At 70.6% G+C, this 21,865-nt stretch carries 26 protein-coding genes, 2 tRNA genes and 1 pseudogene; 14 read left to right on the top strand and 15 right to left on the bottom strand.

Features of this window, described 5'->3' with window-relative positions:
* Window positions 1–59: 59 nt before the first annotated feature.
* Window positions 60–1,052, top strand: a complete 993-nt coding sequence (locus AC3ERT_RS34375) for a 4,5-dihydroxyphthalate decarboxylase (protein WP_435178893.1) — start codon at window positions 60–62, stop codon at window positions 1,050–1,052.
* A gap of 47 nt (window positions 1,053–1,099) precedes the next feature.
* On the opposite strand, the gene AC3ERT_RS34370 is transcribed toward AC3ERT_RS34375, so the two are convergent.
* The gene (locus AC3ERT_RS34370) at window positions 1,100–1,795 is read right to left on the bottom strand and encodes a GntR family transcriptional regulator (protein WP_435178891.1); all 696 of its coding nucleotides are present in this window, start codon (window positions 1,793–1,795) and stop codon (window positions 1,100–1,102) included.
* Between the two features lie 101 nt (window positions 1,796–1,896).
* Between AC3ERT_RS34370 and AC3ERT_RS34365 the strand changes: the two genes are divergently transcribed.
* Window positions 1,897–2,430, top strand: a complete 534-nt coding sequence (locus AC3ERT_RS34365; RefSeq protein WP_435178889.1) for a YbhB/YbcL family Raf kinase inhibitor-like protein — start codon at window positions 1,897–1,899, stop codon at window positions 2,428–2,430.
* 106 nt (window positions 2,431–2,536) lie between these two features.
* Window positions 2,537–3,394 (top strand): SCO6745 family protein, encoded by an 858-nt coding sequence (locus tag AC3ERT_RS34360; protein ID WP_435178887.1) that lies wholly within the window; start codon window positions 2,537–2,539, stop codon window positions 3,392–3,394.
* Between the two features lie 171 nt (window positions 3,395–3,565).
* Here the strand turns inward: AC3ERT_RS34360 and AC3ERT_RS34355 are convergent, their stop codons facing one another.
* The 3 genes from AC3ERT_RS34355 to AC3ERT_RS34345 all read right to left on the bottom strand — a co-directional run bounded on the left by AC3ERT_RS34355 (window position 3,566) and on the right by AC3ERT_RS34345 (window position 4,389).
* On the bottom strand, window positions 3,566–3,841 hold the full coding sequence (locus AC3ERT_RS34355; RefSeq protein ID WP_435178907.1) for a type II toxin-antitoxin system YoeB family toxin: 276 nt from the start codon (window positions 3,839–3,841) through the stop codon (window positions 3,566–3,568).
* Between the two features lie 26 nt (window positions 3,842–3,867).
* Complete coding sequence (locus tag AC3ERT_RS34350) at window positions 3,868–4,104, bottom strand: type II toxin-antitoxin system Phd/YefM family antitoxin (RefSeq protein WP_435128815.1); 237 nt, start codon at window positions 4,102–4,104, stop codon at window positions 3,868–3,870.
* A gap of 212 nt (window positions 4,105–4,316) precedes the next feature.
* Window positions 4,317–4,389, bottom strand: a tRNA-Glu gene (locus AC3ERT_RS34345).
* A 204-nt stretch (window positions 4,390–4,593) separates the two neighbouring features.
* Between AC3ERT_RS34345 and AC3ERT_RS34340 the strand changes: the two genes are divergently transcribed.
* The 4 genes from AC3ERT_RS34340 to AC3ERT_RS34325 all read left to right on the top strand — a co-directional run bounded on the left by AC3ERT_RS34340 (window position 4,594) and on the right by AC3ERT_RS34325 (window position 8,373).
* The gene (locus tag AC3ERT_RS34340) at window positions 4,594–4,944 is read left to right on the top strand and encodes a metallopeptidase family protein (RefSeq protein ID WP_335970367.1); all 351 of its coding nucleotides are present in this window, start codon (window positions 4,594–4,596) and stop codon (window positions 4,942–4,944) included.
* A gap of 204 nt (window positions 4,945–5,148) precedes the next feature.
* The gene (locus tag AC3ERT_RS34335) at window positions 5,149–5,850 is read left to right on the top strand and encodes a hypothetical protein (RefSeq protein ID WP_435178885.1); all 702 of its coding nucleotides are present in this window, start codon (window positions 5,149–5,151) and stop codon (window positions 5,848–5,850) included.
* 211 nt (window positions 5,851–6,061) lie between these two features.
* Window positions 6,062–8,164, top strand: a complete 2,103-nt coding sequence (locus AC3ERT_RS34330) for a DEAD/DEAH box helicase (protein WP_435178883.1) — start codon at window positions 6,062–6,064, stop codon at window positions 8,162–8,164.
* Between the two features lie 136 nt (window positions 8,165–8,300).
* Window positions 8,301–8,373: transfer RNA gene (locus AC3ERT_RS34325), tRNA-Lys, on the top strand.
* Between the two features lie 209 nt (window positions 8,374–8,582).
* Here the strand turns inward: AC3ERT_RS34325 and AC3ERT_RS34320 are convergent.
* Both AC3ERT_RS34320 and AC3ERT_RS34315 read right to left on the bottom strand, forming a co-directional pair.
* Window positions 8,583–10,010, bottom strand: a pseudogene (locus AC3ERT_RS34320) (site-specific integrase); the annotation flags it as partial.
* Window positions 10,011–10,076: 66 nt separating this feature from the next.
* Window positions 10,077–10,736 (bottom strand): helix-turn-helix domain-containing protein, encoded by a 660-nt coding sequence (locus AC3ERT_RS34315; RefSeq protein WP_435178881.1) that lies wholly within the window; start codon window positions 10,734–10,736, stop codon window positions 10,077–10,079.
* 91 nt (window positions 10,737–10,827) lie between these two features.
* Here AC3ERT_RS34315 and AC3ERT_RS34310 point away from each other — a divergent pair, with 91 nt between their 5' ends.
* Window positions 10,828–11,088: a hypothetical protein gene (locus AC3ERT_RS34310; RefSeq protein WP_435178879.1), complete on the top strand. Its 261-nt coding sequence runs from the start codon at window positions 10,828–10,830 to the stop codon at window positions 11,086–11,088.
* Window positions 11,089–11,282: 194 nt separating this feature from the next.
* Here the strand turns inward: AC3ERT_RS34310 and AC3ERT_RS34305 are convergent, their stop codons facing one another.
* The 7 genes from AC3ERT_RS34305 to AC3ERT_RS34275 form a co-directional block, all read right to left on the bottom strand.
* Window positions 11,283–11,534: a helix-turn-helix domain-containing protein gene (locus AC3ERT_RS34305; protein WP_435178877.1), complete on the bottom strand. Its 252-nt coding sequence runs from the start codon at window positions 11,532–11,534 to the stop codon at window positions 11,283–11,285.
* A 61-nt stretch (window positions 11,535–11,595) separates the two neighbouring features.
* Complete coding sequence (locus AC3ERT_RS34300; RefSeq protein WP_435128799.1) at window positions 11,596–11,718, bottom strand: hypothetical protein; 123 nt, start codon at window positions 11,716–11,718, stop codon at window positions 11,596–11,598.
* Complete coding sequence (locus AC3ERT_RS34295) at window positions 11,715–12,290, bottom strand: DUF6907 domain-containing protein (protein WP_435178875.1); 576 nt, start codon at window positions 12,288–12,290, stop codon at window positions 11,715–11,717. The genes AC3ERT_RS34300 and AC3ERT_RS34295 overlap by 4 nt, the downstream gene beginning before the upstream one ends.
* A 34-nt stretch (window positions 12,291–12,324) precedes the next feature.
* On the bottom strand, window positions 12,325–13,212 hold the full coding sequence (locus AC3ERT_RS34290; protein ID WP_435178873.1) for a helix-turn-helix domain-containing protein: 888 nt from the start codon (window positions 13,210–13,212) through the stop codon (window positions 12,325–12,327).
* Window positions 13,209–13,736, bottom strand: coding sequence for a DUF6907 domain-containing protein (locus AC3ERT_RS34285; protein WP_435178871.1), 528 nt, complete (start codon window positions 13,734–13,736; stop codon window positions 13,209–13,211). The genes AC3ERT_RS34290 and AC3ERT_RS34285 overlap by 4 nt, the downstream gene beginning before the upstream one ends.
* Window positions 13,733–14,236: a hypothetical protein gene (locus tag AC3ERT_RS34280; protein ID WP_435178869.1), complete on the bottom strand. Its 504-nt coding sequence runs from the start codon at window positions 14,234–14,236 to the stop codon at window positions 13,733–13,735. The genes AC3ERT_RS34285 and AC3ERT_RS34280 overlap by 4 nt, the downstream gene beginning before the upstream one ends.
* A 416-nt stretch (window positions 14,237–14,652) precedes the next feature.
* On the bottom strand, window positions 14,653–15,450 hold the full coding sequence (locus tag AC3ERT_RS34275) for a TauD/TfdA family dioxygenase (protein ID WP_435178867.1): 798 nt from the start codon (window positions 15,448–15,450) through the stop codon (window positions 14,653–14,655).
* A 159-nt stretch (window positions 15,451–15,609) separates the two neighbouring features.
* Between AC3ERT_RS34275 and AC3ERT_RS34270 the strand changes: the two genes are divergently transcribed.
* Together AC3ERT_RS34270 and AC3ERT_RS34265 are read left to right on the top strand one after the other, a co-directional pair.
* Window positions 15,610–16,053, top strand: a complete 444-nt coding sequence (locus tag AC3ERT_RS34270) for an NUDIX hydrolase (protein ID WP_435128781.1) — start codon at window positions 15,610–15,612, stop codon at window positions 16,051–16,053.
* Window positions 16,054–16,056: 3 nt separating this feature from the next.
* Window positions 16,057–17,217, top strand: a complete 1,161-nt coding sequence (locus AC3ERT_RS34265; protein ID WP_435178865.1) for a helix-turn-helix domain-containing protein — start codon at window positions 16,057–16,059, stop codon at window positions 17,215–17,217.
* A 38-nt stretch (window positions 17,218–17,255) separates the two neighbouring features.
* Here the strand turns inward: AC3ERT_RS34265 and AC3ERT_RS34260 are convergent, their stop codons facing one another.
* Window positions 17,256–17,678: an ATP-binding protein gene (locus AC3ERT_RS34260; RefSeq protein WP_435178863.1), complete on the bottom strand. Its 423-nt coding sequence runs from the start codon at window positions 17,676–17,678 to the stop codon at window positions 17,256–17,258.
* Between the two features lie 360 nt (window positions 17,679–18,038).
* Here AC3ERT_RS34260 and AC3ERT_RS34255 point away from each other — a divergent pair, with 360 nt between their 5' ends.
* Together AC3ERT_RS34255 and AC3ERT_RS34250 are read left to right on the top strand one after the other, a co-directional pair.
* Entirely contained in the window at window positions 18,039–18,917 is an 879-nt protein-coding gene (locus AC3ERT_RS34255) for a helix-turn-helix domain-containing protein (RefSeq protein ID WP_335970393.1), read from the top strand.
* Window positions 18,914–19,132, top strand: a complete 219-nt coding sequence (locus AC3ERT_RS34250) for a DUF397 domain-containing protein (RefSeq protein ID WP_335970394.1) — start codon at window positions 18,914–18,916, stop codon at window positions 19,130–19,132. Before AC3ERT_RS34255 ends, AC3ERT_RS34250 begins: the two co-directional genes overlap by 4 nt.
* A 341-nt stretch (window positions 19,133–19,473) precedes the next feature.
* Here AC3ERT_RS34250 and AC3ERT_RS34245 read toward each other — a convergent pair whose 3' ends face one another.
* Window positions 19,474–19,923: a Secondary metabolite protein gene (locus AC3ERT_RS34245; protein ID WP_435178858.1), complete on the bottom strand. Its 450-nt coding sequence runs from the start codon at window positions 19,921–19,923 to the stop codon at window positions 19,474–19,476.
* Between the two features lie 433 nt (window positions 19,924–20,356).
* Here AC3ERT_RS34245 and AC3ERT_RS34240 point away from each other — a divergent pair, with 433 nt between their 5' ends.
* Together AC3ERT_RS34240 and AC3ERT_RS34235 are read left to right on the top strand one after the other, a co-directional pair.
* A complete protein-coding gene (locus tag AC3ERT_RS34240; protein ID WP_435178856.1) occupies window positions 20,357–20,683 on the top strand; it encodes a transcriptional regulator in 327 nt (108 codons plus the stop codon).
* Between the two features lies 1 nt (window position 20,684).
* Entirely contained in the window at window positions 20,685–21,722 is a 1,038-nt protein-coding gene (locus AC3ERT_RS34235) for a hypothetical protein (protein WP_435178854.1), read from the top strand.
* Window positions 21,723–21,865: the final 143 nt, after the last annotated feature.

The following is a 21,865-nucleotide window of genomic DNA, read 5'->3' as shown; positions in this document are numbered from 1 at the left end:
CCCCCCGTATCGACTTCCTCATGACCCCCTGACCAGCTCCCGAGAGGGGAGGCCCCCTGATGGCCGCGAAGCTGAACATCGGCCTCTACCCGTACGAGCACACCGCCGCCCTGCTCGACGGCCGCGTCACGATCGACGGGGTGGACACGACCTTCGAGACCGCACCCCTGGTGTCGGACGTCTTCCGCCGCGCCCTCGAGGGGCGCTACGACGTGGCCGAACTCGGCCTCACCTACTACCTGCGCACCCTCGACCTCGACGACCCGCCCTTCCTGGCGCTGCCGGTCCTGCCCAACCGCAACTTCCGCCACTCCGCGGTCTTCGTGCACCCCGGCAGCGGCATCGAGCAGCCGCAGGACCTGGCCGGCCGCACCGTCGGCGAGTTCGCGCTCTACGGCCACGACCCGGGCGTGTGGATGAAGGGCATCCTCGCCGACGAGTACGGCGTGACCCCCGACCTGTGCCGCTGGGTCGTCGGCGGCACCAACCACCCCGTACCGTCGTTCGACTGGATTCCGCAGCCGGTCCCGGACGGCGTCGACGTGCGCCACGCCGAGGACGGCCGGACCCTGGGCGCCATGCTCGCGACCGGCGAGATCGACGCCCTGATCTCCGTCGACGTGCCGCAGGCGCTGCTCGACGGCTCGCCGGACGTCGCGCGCCTCTTCCCCGACCACGAGATCGTGGAGCGCGCCTACTACCGCCGCACCGGGATCTTCCCGCCGATGCACGTCCTCGCGATCCGCCGCGACCTCGCCGCCCGGCCGGGCTTGGCCCGAGCGGTGTACGACGCCTTCGCCCAGGCCAAGGAACTCACCGCCCGCGCCTACCGCGAGGGCGCCGCCAAGCAGCACATGGGCGTCATCACCCCGTGGTTCAGCTCGCTGTTCGAGGCGAACCGCCGCCTGCTCGGCGAGGACTGGTGGCCCTACGGCATCACCGCCAACCGCACCGCCCTGGACACCTTCCTGCGCTACCACCACGAACAGGGCCTCTCGCGGCGCCGGCTGACCTGCGAGGACGTCTTCGTACCGGACCTGCTCGACACCTGAGCCTCCTCCGCGGCCTCGGGCCTCTTGCGCGGCCGAGCCTGAGCCTCCTACGCGGCCGGGCCCCGGTCCTCGGTCAGCGCGGCGGCGGTCAGGGTGAGGTGGCGGACCAGGACCGCGGCCGCGGTGTCGGCGTCGCGGGCCAGCACCGCCTCTTCCAGCCTCCGGTGCTCCTCGATGCCGTCCCGGCCCGGGTTGCGGTGCGCCGACCAGCGGCGGGCCAGCTCGCTCGCGGTCCACAACCGGTCGAAGGTCTCCAGCAGCGCATGGTTGCCGCACCCTTCCAGCAGTGTGCGGTGGAAGGCCCGGTGCGCCTCGGCCCAGGCGGCGGTGTAGTACTCGCCCTCCTCCGGCGCGTACGGCGCAGTGCGCGCCAGGCGGTGGTGGGCGGCCCGCACCCGGGCCTCCCAGTCCACGTCGCCGCGCTCGACGGACATGCGCAGCACGGCCGGCTCGATGGTCCGGCGCGCCTCCACGATCTCCTGCCAGCGGCGGTCGGAGAAGGACGGGACCGCGAAACCGCGGTTGGGCAGCCGGTCGGCGAGCCCCTCGCCGACCACCCGCACCAGCGCCTCGCGCACCACGGCCAGGCTCACGCCCTGCTCCTTGGCGAGGTCCTGCGGCTTGAGGGGTGCGCCCGGGGCGTGGTCCCCGCGCATGATCGCGTCCCGCAGGTGTGCGTAGACCTGCTCGGAAAGCATCTGCTTCCCCGGCAGCGGGGTCGAGGAGCGCGCGGGCTGAGTCATGGGCCCATCCTAGACGATCGACTGAATAGTCGATTATTCGTGTTATCGTCGATTCATTGATGGGCGAGGGCGCATCCCTCGTCCGGAAAGGAACGACCGCTGTGTCTGCCCACGACCCCTTCGCCCGCCTCCCCCGGGCGGCCTCGTTCACCGTCACCAGCACCACCGTCGCCGACGGCGCCCCCTGGCCGCCCGAGCAGCACTCCGCCGGCCTGCCCGGCGGCAAGGACCGCTCCCCGCAGCTGTCCTGGAGCGGCGCCCCCGACGGCACCCGGAGCTACGCCGTCACCGTCTACGACCCCGACGCCCCCACCGGGTCCGGGTTCTGGCACTGGGCGGTCGCCGACATCCCCGCCACCGCCACCGAGCTCCCCGAGGGCGCGGGCGACGACACCGGCTCAGGACTGCCCGCAGGCGCCTGGCAGTTGCCCAACGACGCCCGCGCGGCCCGCTACATCGGCGCCGCCCCGCCGGCCGGACACGGCGCGCACCGCTACCTCGTCGTGGTGCACGCCCTCGACATCCCCGCGGTGGGCGTCCCGGCCGACGCCACCCCGGCCGTCCTCGGCTTCACCATGGCCGGCCACACCCTCGGGCGCGCCGTGCTGACCGCCACCGCCGAGACACCCGCCTGACCCCGAACCGGCCCCGTTCTGGCCCCGCCTGACCCCGACCGGTCCCGCCTGACCCCGGCAGGCCCCGACCGGCCGCGTTCCGGCCCCACCTGGAGACACCTCCGCCATGCACCTCGACGCCGTACGCCACGTCAGCAACGCCGTCACCGACGCCCACCTGTTCACCTACCTCGTCCCCGAAACCGCCGAGGAAGCGGCCGCGTTCGGCGTCACCGACCGCGGGCCGGCCTACCTGGCCTTCCGTTCGGCCGCGATGGGCGAGGTCCCGTGGCAGGTCGTGGCCGCGGCCTTCTACAACTTCAGCCCGCGGGCCGTGCGGGCCATGACGGGCGTGTGGCAGGCCGCACCGCCCGCGCGCTGGCAGGCCGCCCGCTTCCGGGCCGCCGGCCGGGCGATGCGGCGCGTCGGCGTCGACCTCACGGACGCCCAACTCGCCGAGGCGCGCTCGCTGATCGACCCGGTCGTCGCCGGCGCCGACCACGCGGGCAAGGTGCTCGCCGCCGCGAACGCCGCGGTCGCGCTTCCCCCCGACCCCCTCGTCGCGCTCTGGCAGCAGATCACGGTGGCCCGCGAGTGGCGCGGCGACGCCCATCTCGTCGTCCTCGCCGACAACGGCCTCGGGCCGTGCGACTGCCTCGTCCTGCACACCGCGACCGGCCGCCTCCCGACGGCTCTTGCGCGAGCGACCCGCCAGTGGGACGACAAGGAGTGGAGCGCGGCGACGGCCCGCCTCGTCGCACGCGGCTGGCTCGGCCCCGACGCCGAGATCACCGACACCGGCCGCGCGGCCCGCGAGCGCGTCGAAACGGAGACGGACGAGCACTGCGCCGCCCTGTGGGCGCCCATCGGCGCCGCGGGCGCCCGCCGCTTCGCCTCGCTCATCGCGCCGATCACCGACGCGTTCACCGCGGCGGGCACGTTCCGGGGGCTTCGCGGGCAGCCCGACCCCGTCGACGGCGGCTGAGGCGCCGCGCCGGCGGCGTGGACCAGGCAGGTGCGCTTCGCTGTACGGCTGGCGTTCGCCCTCGGGATCGCGGTGCGCCGGCGGTTGCCCCGGCCGGCCGGTGCTGGTCGCGGTCGAAGTCCTCGGCTCGGCGCCGGCCCGCGTCCCCGACGGGGCCGTGCCGGTCCGCCGTCAACTCGCCCGCCAGGAAGCGCCCGGCGTCCAACCTTCCGCGAACCCCCTCCCGCCTCTTGCCGATTGGCCGGACGTTGCGATCACGTCCGCGACGCCCGCGCCCGGCGGAACACCCCCGCTGTCGCGGGCAGACCTTCGAGCCGCGGGTGACGGCGAACTCCGGATGCGGGGCGCGAGTCGGTGCCCGGAGTTGATGCGCCGCGACCAGTGGCCGGAAAGGTCGTTCCCCAGTGGTGCGGGCTTGCCGATCCCCTCATGGCCGTTCCGACCGATGTCGGCGATCAGTTGGTTGATCCGTTTCAGCAGCTTGCGGTCGTTCGCCGGTCCTGCTCAATGGACCTGCGCAGACGCTCGGCCATCGCGGGTGACCGCAGCAGGTAGTCGGTCTCCTTGAGAGCCTCGTACTCGGCGAGCGAGACGACGACCATCGGCTCGCGGCCTGCGCGGGTGATGACCAGTTCCTCGGCGTCGTCCTCCACCGCGTCGAGGGCGTCGGCGATGTTGGCGCGCAGTTCGGTGACGCTCATCGTTTTCATGGCGTACGTCATAGCGCACAGAGGAGCGGGGTGGTGCCGTCGGGGCGTCGTGCGAGGGCGCGCGGATCGCCGCCCCACAGTTCCTCACGGTGGGGGCCGGAGGAGCAGTCTGCGGCTGCCCCGGGGGGCGAAGTACGGATGGGCGCCGAAGTGCTGTTCGATCAGCGCGACCGGGTCGCTCTGCTTTCACAGGTCAGAGGACATCCTTTGAGTGCCCCCAACGGGATTCGAACCCGTGCTACCGCCTTGAAAGGGCGGCGTCCTGGGCCACTAGACGATGAGGGCTGAGGGCCTGCCGACGCGGCCTCGCGGCGCACTTCGGGGACCCGGGAAGCATAGGGGATCGGCCGGGGGAACGGCAAAACGGTTTGGCGGTGCGGCGCGGCGGTCCGCCGCAGGCGGGGTACGGCGGTGCGCCGGGGCGGCGCAGGGGGTACGCGCGGGGCGGCGGAAGGGGTTCGCGGGGGGCGGGGCGGGGAGAATGGGGGCGTGCTGGAGATGAGCCGTGAGGAGTTCGAGGAACTGGTCGGCGAGGCGCTGGACCGGGTCCCCGCCGAGCTGACCCGCCTGATGGACAACGTGGCGGTCTTCGTCGAGGACGAACCGGCGCCGGGCGACGAGGAGTTGCTGGGGCTCTACGAGGGCACCCCGCTGACCGAGCGCGGCGAGTGGTACGCGGGGGTGCTGCCGGACCGGATCATCGTCTACCGCGGCCCGACCCTGCGGATGTGCGCCACCCGGGAGGAGGCCGTGGCCGAGACGGAGACCACGGTCGTCCACGAGATCGCGCACCACTTCGGTATCGACGACGAGCGGCTGCACGCGCTGGGCTACGGCTGAGCGCCCCCGGCGGACGGGGCGGACGGGACGTACGGGGCGTACGGGCGTACGGCGCGTACCGGCGGGCGCGCGCGGGGCGTGTCCTGGCGGGCCGCGGCGGCGTTGGGCACGGCGACACCCCCAGGCGCGCGGCCGGGCGAAGGGCTGCCCGGGGCAGCCGTACGGCCCGCGTCCCGTTCCGAACCCCCACCCGAGGTGCCGACCGTGCCGCCAGCCGCTGCCGCCCCCACGACCCCTGCCCGCGTTCCGGCCGCCGGGTACGGGCCCGCCGCCGTACCCGTACCCGTACCCGCCGCCGTGGAGGTGGAGCACGTACCGCCGGTGCGGCCCCCCTCCGTACGCGCGGGTGTCCGCGCCGCCGCGCTCGTGGCCCTCGTCGCCGCGGGTGTGGCCGCCTGCGTCAGCGCGGGCAGCGCGTCGCCGGACGGGAAGCCGTCCAGCCCGGCGGTGTCCGGTGCGGCGGCGGGCGCGGACGCCAGGAGCGGGGCGGGACCGTACGGCTCGCACCGCCCCGGGGCGTACGCCGGGCGCGCGTCGCAGGCCGGGCGCGACGGTTCGGCCGCGCCGAGCGGCAGTGCGACCCCGGCGGGCGGTGCGACGGATGTGAGCGATGACACACCGGGCGCGGGGCGGCCCGCCCCGACCGTCCAGGGCTCGCCGACCGCGGCCCCGACCGCCACGGACCCGGGCCGGCCGACCGGGACCGCCCCGCCCAGCACCTCCGCGGCCCCCACCGGCCCGACCGACCCGACGGCCGGCGGCGGCGACTCCACCGGCACCGGCGGAGGCGGCGGCGCGGCGGGCGGGACCGGCTCCACCGCGGGCGCCGGGGGCACGGGTACGGGCGGTGCGGACGCCGGCTCCGGGACCGTCCAGCGCCGGTCCGCACGTACGCTGCGCAGGTGATTCGCGAAAGCGGCGCCGGATGCGTATGCTGGTAGATCGTTTGATCCCACCTGCCTGGCGCCTGATTGATACGCGCCCCGTGGCGCGTTCCTAATCTCCTGTGGCTGACCGCATTGAGGCGGTTGTAAGCAACCTGCGGAGCTGGCGCGTGCCGTAAGTCTCCGAGAGGGTTTGCTTCAGCATGTCCAATGACAGTGCCGACCGTTCCGCCATGCCTGAGAACGACGTCCTCGACGCCGTGACCTCGGCCGACAGCGCGGACACCACCGACACCACCGACCCCCGCCCCGATGACCTGACCGACGCGGCCGCGTCCGCCGGCGAATCCGGCGAGCCCACCGAGGCGTCCGAGGCGTCCGAGCCGTCCGAGCCGACGGTGACCTTCGCCGACCTGGGCCTGCCCGAGGCGATCGTCCGCAAGCTCACCAACAACCAGGTCGTGACCCCCTTCCCGATCCAGGCCGCCACCATCCCGGACGCGCTGGCCGGCCGGGACATCCTCGGGCGCGGCCGCACCGGCTCCGGCAAGACCCTCTCCTTCGGGCTGCCGCTGCTCACCCTGCTCTCCGGCGGCCACACCGAGCGCAAGCGCCCCCGCGGTGTGATCCTCACCCCGACCCGCGAGCTGGCGATGCAGGTCGCCGACGCCCTCCAGCCGTACGGCGACGTCCTCGGCCTGAAGATGAAGGTCGTCTGCGGCGGCACCTCCATGCAGAACCAGATCTACGCCCTGGAGCGCGGCGTGGACGTGCTGGTCGCCACCCCGGGCCGGCTGCGCGACCTGATCAACCGCGGCGCCGCCTCGCTCGACCAGGTGCAGATCGCGGTCCTGGACGAGGCCGACCAGATGGCCGACATGGGCTTCCTGCCCGAGGTCACCGAGATCCTCGACCTGGTCCCGGTCGGCGGCCAGCGGCTGCTGTTCTCCGCCACGCTGGAGAACGAGATCGACACCCTTGTGCGCCGCTACCTGGTCGACCCGGTCACCCACGAAGTGGACGCCGCCCAGGGCGCGGTGACCACCATGAGCCACCACGTGCTCGTCGTGAAGCCGAAGGACAAGGCGCCGGTCACCGCCGCCATCGCCGCCCGCAAGGGCCGCACCATCATCTTCGTCCGCACCCAGATGGGCGCCGACCGCGTCGCCGAGCAGCTGATCGAGGCCGGGGTGCGCGCCGACGCGCTGCACGGCGGCATGACGCAGGGCGCGCGCACCCGCACCCTGGAGGACTTCAAGGGCGGGCACGTCAACGTGCTGGTCGCCACCGACGTCGCCGCCCGCGGCATCCACGTCGACGGCATCGACCTGGTGCTCAACGTCGACCCGGCCGGCGACCACAAGGACTACCTGCACCGCTCGGGCCGCACCGCGCGCGCCGGCCAGTCCGGCACGGTCGTCTCGCTGGCCCTGCCGCACCAGCGCAAGCAGATCTTCCGGCTGATGGAGGACGCCGGGGTCGACGCCTCGCGCCATGTCATCGGCGGTGCGGGCGTGTTCGACGAGGACGTGGCCCGGATCACCGGCGCCCGCTCCCTCACCGACGTGCAGGCCGACGCGGTGCAGAACGCGGCCGCCCAGGCCGAGCGCGAAGTCGCCGAGCTGACCAAGCAGTTGGAGCGGGTGCAGCGGCGGGCGAACGAACTGCGCGAGGAGGCCGACCGGTTGACCGCGCGGTCCGCCCGCGAGCGCGGCGAGGACCCGGAGGAGGCGGTGGCGGCGAAGGCCGCGGAACTGGCGGCGGAGGCCGCGGCGGCCGCAGCCGCGGCTGCGGCCGTGCCCGAGCAGCGCGAGGAGCGCTCCTCGTACCAGCGGCGCGACGACCGCGGGAACTTCGAGCGGCGCGACAGCCGTCCGTCGTCGTACCGGGGCGAGCGCGGTGACCGCCGTGACGACCGCCGTGAGTCCCGTCCCTCGTACAGCCGCGACGACCGCCGTCCGTCGTACGAGCGGCGCGACGACCGGCCGTTCAACCGCAATGACCGCGACCGCCGCGACTCCCGCCCGTCCTACGGTGACCGGGACCGCCGCGACACGCGCCCCTCGTACAGCCGTGACGAGCGCCGCGACTCGCGTCCCTCCTACGGTGACCGGGACCGCCGTGACTCCCGTCCCTCGTACAGCCGCGACGACCGCCGTCCGTCGTACGAGCGGCGCGACGACCGGCCGTTCAACCGCAACGACCGCGACCGCCGCGACTCCCGTCCCTCCTACGGTGACCGGGACCGCCGCGACTCCCGCCCCTCCTACAGCCGCGACAACGCGCCGTCCTCCTCCTACGGCGACCGCAAGCCCCGCTGGAAGCGCAACGGCTGACCCCGGCTTCCGCTAGGGCGTTTCCCCCGGGCCCGGGCCCTGCGTACCACCGCAGGCGCCCGGGCCCGTCGCTGTCCGCGTCCCACCGCCGATACGTGCGCGCCCGCCGGGCCCGGCCCCGTTATGCTGTCGGTGCGGGCCGCTAGCTCAATTGGCAGAGCAGTGGACTTTTAATCCATTGGTTGTGGGTTCGAGTCCCACGCGGCCTACCGCTCAGGTCAGCGGCCACAGTGCCGCTGACCTGGGGCAACGCCTTCTTTTCGATCTTGAAAACCTTCGCGCCGGAGGGCTTCCCGGTTGCCGGTGAGCCCGCAGTGAGCCCGGCGGTTCCGTCAGCCGCGTTCTTCCGCGCCCTCGGAACGAGGGTGGCAGCCTTCTCCGCGATCTCTCGGTCCAGGTCAGGCAAGAGACTTGTGTACGTGTCAGAGGTCAGCGCGATGGTGGAATGGCGCAGAACCTCCTTGATCGTGTGGAGATCTCCTCCAGCCGCGTGAACCAGAGTCGCCGCGACGTGGCGCAAGTCACGAAGGTTGATCGGGGGGAGGCCGGCGCTTTCCGCGATGCCTCGGAACGCGTCGGAGACGGTCTGCGGGTGCAGCCAAGAGCCGTCTTCCTGGGTGAACACCTTGCCGGTGTCCGTCCAGGCGTCGCCCCACTCCAGCCGCTCCTTGTTCTGTCGGGCGCGATGTGCTCGCAGAACGGAGACGGTCACGCTGTCCAGGTGTATGGCTGCTGCGCTGTCGTCCGTCTTCGGCTCGGACTCGTACGGTGCCCAGCCGTCCTGCACAATCTCCTTGGCCGGCGTCAGCTCTGCGGCGTCCAGGTTGACGTATGCCCAGTCCTGGCCGACCCCTTCGCCGCGGCGCAGCCCGCGGAATGCGATCAGATGGAAGAGCGCGTACAGGCGGTGCCCCTCGGCTTGGTCCAGGAACCGCCCCAACTGCGGGGGCGTCCACACCATGACTGCGGAGGGCTTTTCCCCGGTCTTCTGCCAGTGGGCTACGTGCTCATCAGTCCACAGCACCGCCTTCGGACGTTTCCCGGAGTCCAACTCGACGTACTCGGCGGCGTTGAAGGTGATGAGCTGCTGCGCGATGGCCGCATTCAGGGCTGCTCGGAGCGTGGAGCGTATGCGCTGGCGGCTCGCTGCGGCCGTGATCTTCCGGTAGGGCTTCATCTTGGCGAGCTTCGCGCGTTCGGCGGCGAGGCGGGCACGTTCGGCGACCGGTGGCCGGCCCGGATGTGACCACCGGCAACGCGCTTCCTGTTCACGGCGGGCCGCGTTCTCCGCCGTGATCACTTCGTTGTCGTCCTTGATGCCGTCGAACGCGGCTTGGACGTGGCCGACAGTGAGGCGGTCCACGCGGATGTGCCCGAGGCGGGGTTTCAGGTGCACCTTGATGTGGGATCGGTAGCCGTTCGTCGTTGTGGTGCGCGTCTTCTTCGAGTCCACCCACGAGTCCAGGAAATCGCCCAGCGTGACGTCCGAACGCAGGTCGATCCCACCGTTCAGCTTCCGGCGGATCTCCTCGGCCGATGGAATGGGCAGCTTCTCGGCGGCTACTTGCTCCAGCAGATCAGCCACGGCCCGGCGCCGCTCGGCGTCCTCCTTCTCCGGGATCGCCAGCAGGCCGCGGACCTTGTCCAAGTCCTCCTGGGCATCGGTGGCGGACTCGTATCCGCCACGCCGGAAGATGCGCCTGGTGCCGTCCCCACGAGGCGGTAGCTCCTGGCGCAGGTTCCACACGCCGTGTCGCTTCTGCTTGAACTTCGGGCAGGACTGCCCGTACTGCTTTCCCGTCTCCGGGTTCCGGCAGGCACACCGCCGGAACGTGGAGCCCTTCATCTGTCCCCCCATTTCTTGATGGCGCCGCCATGCGGTCGTCCTGGTGCGACGAAGGTCCTGGCCTCCTCACGCCATGGCAGAACCTCGGTCAGGTCCTTCGGATTCGTCGACGAAGGCCAACTCGCCAGAAAGGGCAGGCGGCACGAGGCCACTCCCACGCATTCGGTCGCGGAAGGCGCGTAGGTCCGCGCAGTCCTCGAAGGCGTTCTCCTCGTAGCCAGCCGCCCGTTCCAGGAGGGCGGCCCGGCGAGCGCGATCCAGGGTGGTGCTTGCCGCACGTCTCCGTTGCTTCGCCAGCGTGGTCGAGGCCGTTGCGGCAGCCACCAGCTCGCCGTGGGTGCGGAAGGTGTCGAGGAGGTTCTGGGCGGTGCCCTCGGGAGCCGGTTGGCTGGTGGGTGCCTCGCCGGTGAACCAGGCGAGCGCGTCCCAGGTGGAGACCTGCCGTCCAGGCAGGACCTCCACGGCGGCGGACGTACCGAGGGGGAACAACAGGGTGACGGGAGGGACACCGAGGACATCGGCGAGCACGAGGAAGTCGGCGATGGCGAGGCTCGACTTCCTGCCGGTCTCAAGGTTCTTCAGGGAGTGCTCGGTGATCTCCGCCAGCCCCCGCTCGGCGCAGCCCCGCGCGACGTCTCCCATGGTGAGGCCGGCCGCCTTGCGGGCTTCGCGCAGTCCATGCGCGATCCGAGCGGTGAGCGCCGCAGGCCATTGAGTTGGTGTCATGGCAACACTTTATTGTCCGATAATGCGCATCTGCAACTCCGTGATACACATATTCCCGCACTGTGATGCCTTCAGACGCAAGGAGTGCACCATGATGACACCAGAAGCCTCCCGCCAGGTGCGGGGACTGAAGAGCGATGAACTGCTTGCCCTTCCGGCGGTCACAGACCTGGAGACAGCGAACCGGGCGCTGCTGATCGGCCGCTCGACGGGTTACGGACTTGCGAAGCAGGGCGCGTACCCGGTCAAGGTGCTGCGCTTCGGAAACGCCTACCGGGTCGTGACCTCCGACCTCCTGAAGCTGCTTGGTTTGGCGCACCGACCGCTCGTGGAAGTGGATTCTGCTCGGTGAGCGCCTACCGGTTGTTTCGTGCGGTTCGGGCAAGTTCGGTATGTGCCTGGTCGAGCGCATGGAGGAGTCCGGTCAACTGTGCCGGGGGGATGGCACGGCGGTCGAGGGCGGAAGACTCGGCCTTGACCTTCGGCCAGTTGCTGCGCCGCCGAGTGGCAGCGGGGCGCCTCGCGACCGAGAGGCGGCTAAAGCCGTCAGTCGTCAGCGTTGAACCCGCGCTTGCGCTCCAGGACCACGAATGGGCAGTTCAGCGCCTCGGCAATCTTGATCAGATTGGCGGGTGTGGCATTGCGCCGGCCTGACTCGATGTCTCCCATGAGCTGCTCGGAGATGCCGACCCGGGTGGCCAGGGCCCGCTTGGTCAGTCCCTCCCTTTCGCGGGCCCACGTGACGGCCTTTGGTTCCTGGCAGAGCCTTCTGGGCCGAGCCCGGGCTCGTGACGGCATCTCTGCTCCCAAGCTGTTCGATCGCGGAACACACATCGGCGGTTTGGCGTACGGCACTGCATCAGGGGGTGGGCTGGCTGGCGATGGCCAGGCCGAGGACGAGTCCGATGCTCAGGGCGAGGGCGGCGATCAGTGCGATGCCGGTCCAGCCGGCGATGAGGGCGAGTTTCCAGTGGCGGATCACGGCAGCTCGGCCTTGTTCTCGTTGTCGGCGGGGGACGTGGGGAGGTGGGCGGTCCAGTCCTCGCGGGCGGTGGTCAGGGCGGGGAGGACGGTGGTTTCGAAGTAGTCGGCCTGGGTGCGGATCTGGGTGGCGAAGCGGGCGAGGTCGGTAGGGGCGAGGCCCTCGAAGTCCCACTCCTCGACGATGGTGAGACTGGCGGTGGGGACCCGCTGGTGGGGGTTCTCGGCGTAGGGGTGGCAGGCGATCTGGGAGGCGAACATCAGGTTGGTGGACTCGCGGTAGCGGGTGCCGTTGATCTCGAGGTCGAGGGTGGCGGGCGGCAGGACCGGGTCGACGGGCAGCATGGCGTAGTGGGCGTGTTCGCGCAGGTGGCCCACGGCCTGGTCCAGCGTGATGCCGGTCCGGCTGGGGTTGTCCATGGACCAGTCGGGCTGGTGGCCGGTGAGGGTGATGCCCTCGGTGGTGCTGATCGTCCAGGTGCCCGGTGCGTGCTGCGGCGGTTGCGGCGTCATGGTCGATTCGCGTTCGGGGGGTGGCGTGGTGGGTTTGGGAAGCAGGGTCGTGGGGCTCATGGGCGACAGCTCCTTGGAGCGGGGTGTTGGTTGGTCAGCGAGTGGTGGTGCGGAGGGTGTGGAGGTGTTCGATGGTCTGGGCGGGGGTGAGGGCGAGGTCGCGGAGGTGGTCGTACTGGCGGTGGAGTTCGTCGATGTCGTCGGGGTCGTCGGTGATGTGGTCGATGAGGGTTCCGTGCGTGTAGGCGAGAGGGCCGCGGGTGCGGAAGGACAGCAGCTGCACCGGACCGCGCAGGTCATGGGGGCTGGCGTGAAGGGGGAGGAGTTGGAGGGTGACGTTGGGGTCGTGGGCGGCGGTGATGAGGCGGTCGAGTTGGCCGTCCCAGGTCGCCTGGCTGTGGGCGCCGCGCCGGAGGACGAGCTCGTCGAGGATGGCGCGGTAGCGGACCGGATGAGGCGTGCTCTCGGTGAGGCGAGCCTGCCGTTCGCGGAGCGCGTCGAGCTGCGCGGCCAGGACCTCCGGTGACTGCGGACTGGTGGTGGCGAGTTGCTCTTCGGCGTAGGCGGGGGTCTGGAGGAGGGCGGGCACAGTGGTGAGGGCGTATTCCTGGATGCTGGTGGCAGCGGCTTCCAGGGCGGTGATGCTTGCGTCTGCTCGGCGTTTGGCTTCGCGTTTGGCCAGGCGCCACAGTCCGGCGAGGAGGTTTCCGGTGTCGTAGAAGCGGTCGAGGGCTTCGGCGACGGCGAGGGTGCCGATACGGCCGCCGGTCTCCAGGCGGTGGAGGTAGGACTGTTCGTAGTGGCACTGGTCAGCCAAGCCCTGGAGGGACAGGCCGGACTTCTCGCGGAGGAACGCCAGGTGGAGGGCGTACAGGACCCGTGCGCTCACCTCGCCGGCAGCGAACGAAGCGCTCACGCAGGCGAGTTGAGGGGCACCGGTGTTCTCGGAGTCCGCGGCCGGCGTGGTGTCGTCTCTGCTCACGGGCGGGCCCCCGTGCCGGAAGTGTGGTGGGCGGTCCACTCGGCTCGGATGTCGTTGAGCTGGGGGATGACGACGTCGTCGAGTCGGTCGGCCACCGCGCGTAGCCCTGCGATCAGCTCGGCCAGGCCCGTCGGGTCGAGGTCGGTGATCCAGTACCCGTCGGCGACGCACACCGTGGCCACCGGGATGGCCAACTCGGGGGTCGGGGCGTAGGGCGCGCAGGTGATGCTGCTGCCCAGGATCTCCACCTCCTCCGGCGCGTCCGTCACGTTGCCGGGCGAGTACGCGCGCAGGACCTGCCCCGGGAACTCGGTGGAGTGGCAGACGTCGGCCAGCCGCGCCGCCAACTCCTCCGGGAGCACGCCGTGTTCGCTGGGGTCCTCGGTGGCCCAGGGCGGCAGGTAGCCGGTGGTCTGCTCGCCGGTGGTCGTGGTGATCGTCCACTGCCGCACCGGGCGGCCGGTGCCGTCCGTCTCGGTGGCGAGTAACGGGGGCGGCGGGGTCGAGGGGACCGCGGGATTCATCGTGCGGGGTTCCTGTTCGTGGTGGGGCGGTGGAATCGGGTGGCGGCGTCGAGCAGGCGTCCGTCGGGCGGCCGGGCACTGTCGGCGAGGAGCGGACCGAAGGCCGCGAGGAGAGCGGACGGCAGGACCGGGTCGGCCAGGTCCCAGCTGTGGGCGCCAGGGTGCCCGGCGAACTCGCTGCACGCCTCGTCGCCGTCGGCGGTGGTGACGGGGCAGTCGGGGAGCAGGATGGCCAGGTAGGGGGCCGTGTGGTCGCGCCAGGCGGCCCAGATGGTGCCGGCGTCCGGGCCGCGCAGGTTCAGCACCACGCCGTGGTGGACTGGCCCGCGGTGGGCCTGGAGCGTGCAGGTCAGCAGCTTGCCGGCGTCGGCGGAGCTGTACACCAGGCCGTCCCAGGCCGGGGGCACGCTGTTGGCCAAGCCCAGCGCCGCGGTGACGAGGCGGGGCGGTACGAAGGTGCGCCGGCCGCAGGTGAAGCCGGGAGGGTGACGGCTGGACATCCGGATCGACTCCTTCGTCGGAACGCTGCGTACAGGGGTGGTGTGCGGCCCGCTCCGGCCACGGGCGGGGTGCCATGAGTCCGTCACGCCCCGCGGGGAGTTCGGGGCGTGGATGCCTGCTTGACTCGGCGTGGCCGGAGCGGGGAACAGCCCGCTCCGGCGGCAGGGGCGCCCGCTGCCGCACGCACGGCGACGGGGGTGCGTTCGGCGGCGTGGGTGACGCCTGCGGGCATACCGCTGGAGCGGAGATCGAGGTGGCTACGGCGGCTTGGGCGCCCGTGTGAGACCGGCATGTGGCGGATACGACGGCACCAAGGCGTGCTGGTGGCGCAGAGCTTTGTGTTCTGCCAGGCTGGCCGACGCCGCGACTGCCCTCACCGGACTCACTGGACTCGTCGGAATGCGAGGCTGGTACGTCATCCGGTCGGCTCCGAGACGAGCGGCAACCGCCCTCTCGCACTGATCGGAAAGCCCTTGGACATGGACACGCGAGGGTTGCCCAGAACCCGGTAGAGCAAGCGGTTTCCGGCGAAGGCGGTGCGACCGTGCAGCCAACGGTGGTTGTCGATCAGGTAGGCATTCCCGGGGGCGAGGTCGAAGCCCTGGCTGTTTCGCGCGATGGAGTCGACGAGCGCGGGCACGAAGCGCTGGGCGAGAGGATTCCACCGCACCAGGTCGTCGAGCCGCAGGCGCAGAGCGACCCGATCCGGCTGGTGATGCTGGAAGACGGGACCGAGAACGCCGCTCTGACCGCCGAAGAGCCCGGCTCGCTCATCCGAGAGCGCCTCGACAGCCGTTGGCTCGCGTTCCAGGAGGTCGTCGTAGATGGCTTGCCCGTCGACGAGCATGCACTCGCCCCCGGCCGCTGCCGGCGTGGCACACACCAGCATCATCAAGCGCGGCGGCATTGAGATCCCGGACCCCTCGGTGTGTGCGGCCAAGGCGACGTTGGACAGTCCGGCGAATCCGGATAGTCCGGAGTGGCGGCCGGTGTCTCGGACGACAGTGAGTCCGTCGGGCTCGCTGTCGCGGTGCGGAACGATGTGCAAGAGCGCGGACGCAGCATCGACGACCGCTTCGCGGGACTGCAACCCGTTCATGGTCACGAGACCGGTGCCTCGAAGCTGCGCCGTGATCTCCGTCGGCGCGTCAGCGCCTCGTATGTCGACGTAGTGCGCGGCGAACAGCCTAGGTAGAAGAGCTTCGTTGGCCATTTCCGAACTCCTTTGCCGTGACAGCTCGATGAGTTCACTGTCGGCACGTGTTCCGGATGCGGTAAAGCGACAGATTGTCGACGCCGGCTCACCGGTTGGCGCGGTTCTTTTGAGTGAGCCGCGTGCTACGGTCCGAAGCTCCGCGGCTACGGGAGGAGCATGGTGTCGTCGTACAAGCCGCCGGTGTGGCCGGTGTCGGTGAAGGCAGTGGTCCTCGACGACCACGGACGTGTCCTGCTGCTGCACAACGAGCGTGACGAGTGGGAACTGCCTGGCGGACGGTTGGAGATCGTCGACCAGAAGACCGGGGAGGCGGCCGATCCGACGCCCGAGGCGGCGGTCGCACGCGAGGTCGTGGAGGAGACCGGCTGGCAGGTCGAGGTGGGGCCGTTGATCGAGGGCGGCGTGTGGATCTACGAGCCGCTGCCGGGGCGTCGGGTGCTGATCGTCACGTACGGCGCGGTGGCGCTTGATACGAAGGTTGCACCTGTCGCCAGCCACGAACACAAGCAAGTCGGACTGTTCACGAGGGATGAGGTGGACGGCCTCGACATGCCCGCGGGCTACAAGGCGTCCATCCGGGCCTGGTACGACCGGCGGTAAGCCGTGACAGCCCACGACTCCGGACTTCGTCCGGCGGCTCGCCAGTGGCACTGGGCCACCACGGCCGCGCAAGTCATCCTCGAAAAACGAGATTTGGGAGCGATCCTTCGCTTCTACCGAGCTGCGAACAACCTCAACCAGACTCAGCTCGGCGCGCTGCTCGGGTACGACAAGACGTATGTCAGCTTGTTGGAGACCGGTCGGCGCCACCTGACCGATATCGGCTCGATCGAGCGAGTGTGTCAGCGGTTGGGACTGCCACCCCACGTGCTGGGCATCACCACTTCCGCGGACACCGATCACCGGCTTGTACTTCAGCTCGGCGAGTCGACCGTGCGGCTGGCGGAGATCGCGCGCCAGTCCGGGCAGGCCACCGCTGCGGTGGCCGAACTGTGGCCGTTCGTGGCCCGACTGGAAGCCCGCGTTGCCGACGGACACGCGGAGCGCGCGCTTCTGCACCTGCTGGCGCGGGCCCGAGTCGGTCTCGGAGTCGCACTGGGCAACGTGCTTCCGGAAGAACGGCTGAGCACCGCGGCGCACTGGACAGCGAAATCGCTGGATATCACCCGGTTCATCGACGACCCGCGCACAGCGTCCTTCGCACTGCGCATGCACGGAAACGAGCTGCGCAAGACGGGACTTCACGGCGCAGCGGTTGAACGCCTGCTGCAAGCGGCGGCGTTGGCGCCGGATGCGGACGCACGAGCTGCCGTTCTCCCACTGCTTGCTCGCGCCGCGGGAGCTCTGGGCAACACTGCCCTGTTCGATCGCGTGATGAAGGAGGCCGACTTCACGCTGGGACAGGTGGCCCCTACCAGCCTCTTCAACCCGTACTCCCTGCACGAGGTACGGCTCCGGGGTCTGGTGGCGACCGGCCGAAGCGCGGATGCGATACGGCTCGCGGACGACGTTCCGAGGCCGGCGACCGCTGTGGCGCCGCAGTGGAAGGTGATCGAGATGATCACGACGGCCCATGTCCGCTTGACCGCGGCGGATATCCGAGGCGCCTCGACGACACTGGCCGCGGCAGTCAATGAGGCCATAGTTCAGCGACTGCCGCACCAGCTCCAGCGCGTTGCGAGGATGGCCGAGCGGCGGCTGCCGGACATTCACGCCACGACTCAACAGGCGCTCGACCAGATGAAGCGCGAGATGGCCGCGTAGCGCCGCGGGCGAACGGGGTGCATTCCGTCCCGGACAGATCACGATGTCGCACCTGCCTTGGGGGCGAGCGTGCACCACACCGAGTCGCCCGACTCGCCCACGCCCCAACTGTCCGAAAGCGAGGAGACGATCAGCAGCCCACGGCCGGACTCGTCTTCGGCGCTGGTCGGCAGTACCTGGGGAAGGCAGCGGGCCTTCTGACGGACCTCAAGGTGGATGGTGCCGGCGGCGCCGTGGGCGAGGCAGACGCTGGTGCAGCCGCCACCGTGGCGCAGCGCATTCGTGACCAGCTCGCTGATCACCAGAGCGAGGTCTTCAGCAACGGCCTGAAGGCCCCACTGGTCCAGTGCGGCGCACGCGAGGCGGCGCATCAAACCGACCTGTCGCGCTCCGAGCTCGCCGGTTGCGGTCGAGTTGCGAGGCGCGGTCCAGCCGAGCGTCACCGTGAGCACATCAGACATGCTCACAGGACTGCTCGCTGCGTCGCGAGGAGCGGCGCGGCAAGTGCTTTTGCGCTGGGCGGTTCTGGACATGGCGGTGCCCTTCGCGGTGCGGACAGGGGAAGCCGGGGCGGAAGCGTTGAGCGGCTGAGCTGTTCGTCGGAAGCTCCGGCCCAAACAGCGTGATGCATGCGAGAGTTGTTGTGCAACTTGCCGTGCAATTCAGATGTGGATTGGTATATGCAGTTGCACGAGCTCGTGAAATCCGGAAAGAGCTCGGGGAATACCACCCGCCGCCCGGGTACGGTGAGACCGGACTCGGTGGCGACCGGACCGGACTCGGGTGCCCTGGCGCCCGACTCGAAGGAGGGACGACACAACGTGGCAGCGCCGAAGGGACCCACGAGTCGCCGAGTGCATCTCGGCAAGGTGCTGGAGAAGATGAGGGAGGATCGCGGCCTCAGCACGGCCGAGGTCGCCTCTGCGCTCGGGTTCTCGAAGGAGAAGCTGTGGCGCGTCGAGAGTGGTCGGACCAGCCTGCCGAACCCGAAGGATCTGACGTCCCTGCTGGAGTATTACCAACAGGACGACGAGACGATCGACAGCCTGCTGACGATCCATCGCGAGTCGCTGCAAGCGGGCTGGTGGGTGCCCTACAACCCCCACTTCCAGAAGGGGATGCGCGACTACGTCGGCATGGAGACCGACGCGGTCAGCATCAACGCGTGGCAGCCCAACCTCGTTTTCGGGCTGCTCCAGACGGAGGAGTACGCCCGCGCCCTGCTTGAGAGCGCTAAGGCGGCGGACGAGATCACGACGGAGTTCATCGACTCCAACGTCGACCTACGCATGTTCCGGAAGAGGATCATTACCGAGACAGAGCCCAGGCCCCTGTGGGTCATCATGGCTGAGGACGCGTTGCGGGCCACCATCGGTGGGCCGGAGGTGATGTGGCGCCAGTACGAGGAGATCGCGCGGCTCAGCCGCCTTGACCACGTCACCGTTCAGGTTTTGCCCGCGACATCTGCTGGGTACCGCGCGAGCCAGAACTTCATCATCCTTGACTTGGACGAGCCGTTGGGCCGCATGGTCCAGGCCGACCATGTCAACGGCCAAGCCTGGGTGACCGACAAGAAGCCCGACGTGGGACGGTTCTCCCGAAGGTTCGAAGCATTGCGGGCATCGGCGCTCGCACCCCACGAGACGCCGCAGTTCCTGGAAGCACTACAGCGAAGGACAGGACCATCAACACTCCAGTGAAGTCCACTGACATAGCTCCCGAGACCGCCTGGTACAAGTCCTCCTACAGTGGTGCGGAGGGCAACGCGTGTGTGGAGATCGCTGCTCTTGCGCAAGCCGTCGGAGTCCGCGACTCCAAGGACAAGCAGGGGCCGGCGCTGCTCGTGACGCCGGATGCCTGGTCGTCGTTCATCGACCTGGTCCGGTCCGGCGCCGCCGACTTCGACATCGCGTAGAAGCAACACAGGCGGGCCGCGGGACTCCTGCGGCCCGCCGACAGTACGCAAGGCTGCCCGGTGCGGCCTTGATGCAGGCTGGTGTGTCGGTGCGGAATGGGCTGTCCAAGGCTTGAATCTCTCTACGGTGGTCGGTGACAGCACGTCGGCGTGTGGAGCGGGGGGGATGAAGGCCGAGGCGGTCGCGCTCGAGTCCCGCCGCGACACCGGGCAATGGAGTCGCACCGGTTGGCTGGTCAGTGCCTGTCTGGTCCGGCTGGGACACCGACTCTGACGTGCTCGTTGCGCCGCGTGTAAGCGTGGAGACGCGTACGAGCCAGGGCCGTGCGGCTTGGCCGTGGTCAGTTCTCGTCGAGCAGGTCGGAGTCGGCGGGGTCGTCGGGGATTCCCTCCAGTCGGCGGGCCTGGTCGATCACGGCGGCCACCATCTGCAGGCTGCCGACGCTCAGGCCGTTGGCGCGCAGGGCGACTCTGCGGACGTCCGCGTCGCGCATCGCCGTGACCACGTCGATCTCGGCCAGCGTCCGTGCCGCCACCTCTTCCTCGAAGAAGTAGCTGGGGGGCACGCCGAAGAAGGCGGCCAGCGCGCGAATCGTGGCCATCTTCGGGTTCTCGTTCTTCCCGGTCCGCAGCTGTTGGATGGCGCTCGCGGTGAGGGAGAACCCCGTCGACTCCCGTACGCCCTCGGCGACCTCCGCGTACGTGTACGGGCCGCGCCCCGCGGGATGCACCTCCCGGAACAGGCGGTCGAGCAGGTCCGCCACGCTGCGGGGCTGCTGCTGCTCGGTCATCGTTGCTCCTCCGGTGGCGGGCCCGAAAGCCATCCACTCTGCTTGCGCTTGCGCCGCATTCCGTCTCTGCTGGCGACATCGTAGTTGACGAGTGGACGCAAATGCGATGTACGGTTCTCTCGATATCCGACCAGCCCAGTGTTGCATGCCTGGTGGGATGGTGCGTGAAGGCCCTGGACTTGTGGCGAAGGCTCGCCCTATGGTTCTGGTCTCCGCGCAAGCGGATCAAGAGCCGGTGGCACGCCGGACGGGAGGGGGAGATGCGTACGGGAGAACCGTGACCGGGGTGCAAACGCGACCGGCGCCCGGGAGCTACCAACTCCCGAACGCCGGGCCGGCATCCCGAAGGACACCGATTCACATCTCGCGGGCGGCAGCGCCTTCTCTGCACGAGAACCGCCGCACCGCGCTCCTACGAACAACGGAGTATCGCATGCACACCGCCGACGGCGGAAGTTCGGCCTGCCCGGATACAGCCCGGCAGCAGCGTCTCGCGGCCCAACTCGCCGACATGATCCCCGGCGCGACCACCCTGCGCGTCAGCCTCACCGACCCCACGCAGACCTGGCCCCACCCGCATGCCGTCGCCAAGGACGCGGACGGGGCACGGGTCGAGCTGAGCCGGACGGCTGCGAAGACCGCGGCGCGCTGGGTCCTGCGGGTCTGGCCGGAAGCCGACTGGACCCGCCCCCACACCTTCGACCTGGCCACCGCCACGCTCACCCGCAGCGACCTGGTCGCCGCAGGCCGGGGTCGCTGACGTGCCGCGCATCCGATCGATCAAGCCCGAGACCTGGACGTCCGAGACGCTTGCCGAGGTCAGCATCCCCGCCATGGTGACCTTTCTGGCGATGACCAACATGGCCGACGACTGGGGGCGGCACCGCGACAACGCGGCCATCATCTTCGGCATCATCTGGCCGCTGCGCGCCGAGCACGGCGCGGTCCAGGTCGAGGACGACCTTACGCAGCTCGAGAACGCCGGGGCGATCTGCCGGTACACCGGCTGCGACGGGCGGCGCTACTTCCACTACCCGACCTGGTTCAAGCACCAGAAGATCGACACCCCGTCCCAGTCCCGTCTCCCGGCGTGCCCGAAGTGCGAGCCGCAGCGGTGCGGGGTCTGCAAGGGACCCTGCACCGAGCGCCGCGAGGACTCCCCGAAGGCTCCCGGAGACCTCCCGGAGGGTTCGGAGAACCCTCCGGGAACCCCGGAACTGCCCGCGCAGCCCACGCCGACCGCTCCCGCGCCCGCCCGGGGCGCCCCCGCGCCCGCCCCGGACACCGCCGACACGGCCGGTACCGGCGTCAGCGCCCGCCTCGAGTCGGCCGATGAAACCGCAGGTCAGGATGCATTCGCCGAACCCTCCCGGAAGGCTCCCCGAAGCCTCGGGGAACCCTCGGGGTCTGGATCTAGGATCTTGGATCCTGGATCTTTCTTCCCTACGGGGCGCGGTGCGCCCGACGCGGGCAACGTCTCGGCGAAGGAACTGGTCGGCGAGTACGTCGCCTCGTGCCGGGAGCGCCCGCCCGGTGACGTGATCGGCCACCTCGGCGGCATCGCCAAGAAGCTCCTCGCCGAGGGCATCGCGGTGGAGCACGTACGAGCCGGGCTGCGGCGCTTCGGGGAGATCCAGGGCCACCCCTCCCGGCTGCCGAGCCTGGTCAACGACGCCATGAACGCCCCCGGCGGGACGGGGGCCGGTTTGGCCCGTCCGGGATTCCGGCCTAACGTGCCCGCTCACACCGCGTGGACCAACCCGGTCGACGCCGCCACCGCCTACGCCGAGGAGCTGTGATGCGCACCCGAACCCGCGAACCGCAGACCCTCGCCGGTGCCGGAACCCTGGACCGGATGGCCAGGATCCTGGCCTCCCGGAACATCCACCCGGCTACCGTCGCTGCCGCCGCCGTGGCGGACGAGCCGGAGCCGTACTCGCCC

Source organism: Actinacidiphila sp. bgisy145, from assembly GCF_057708125.1.
Note: the sequence above shows the minus strand (reverse complement) of the source record. Positions and strands in the feature narration are given on the sequence as shown.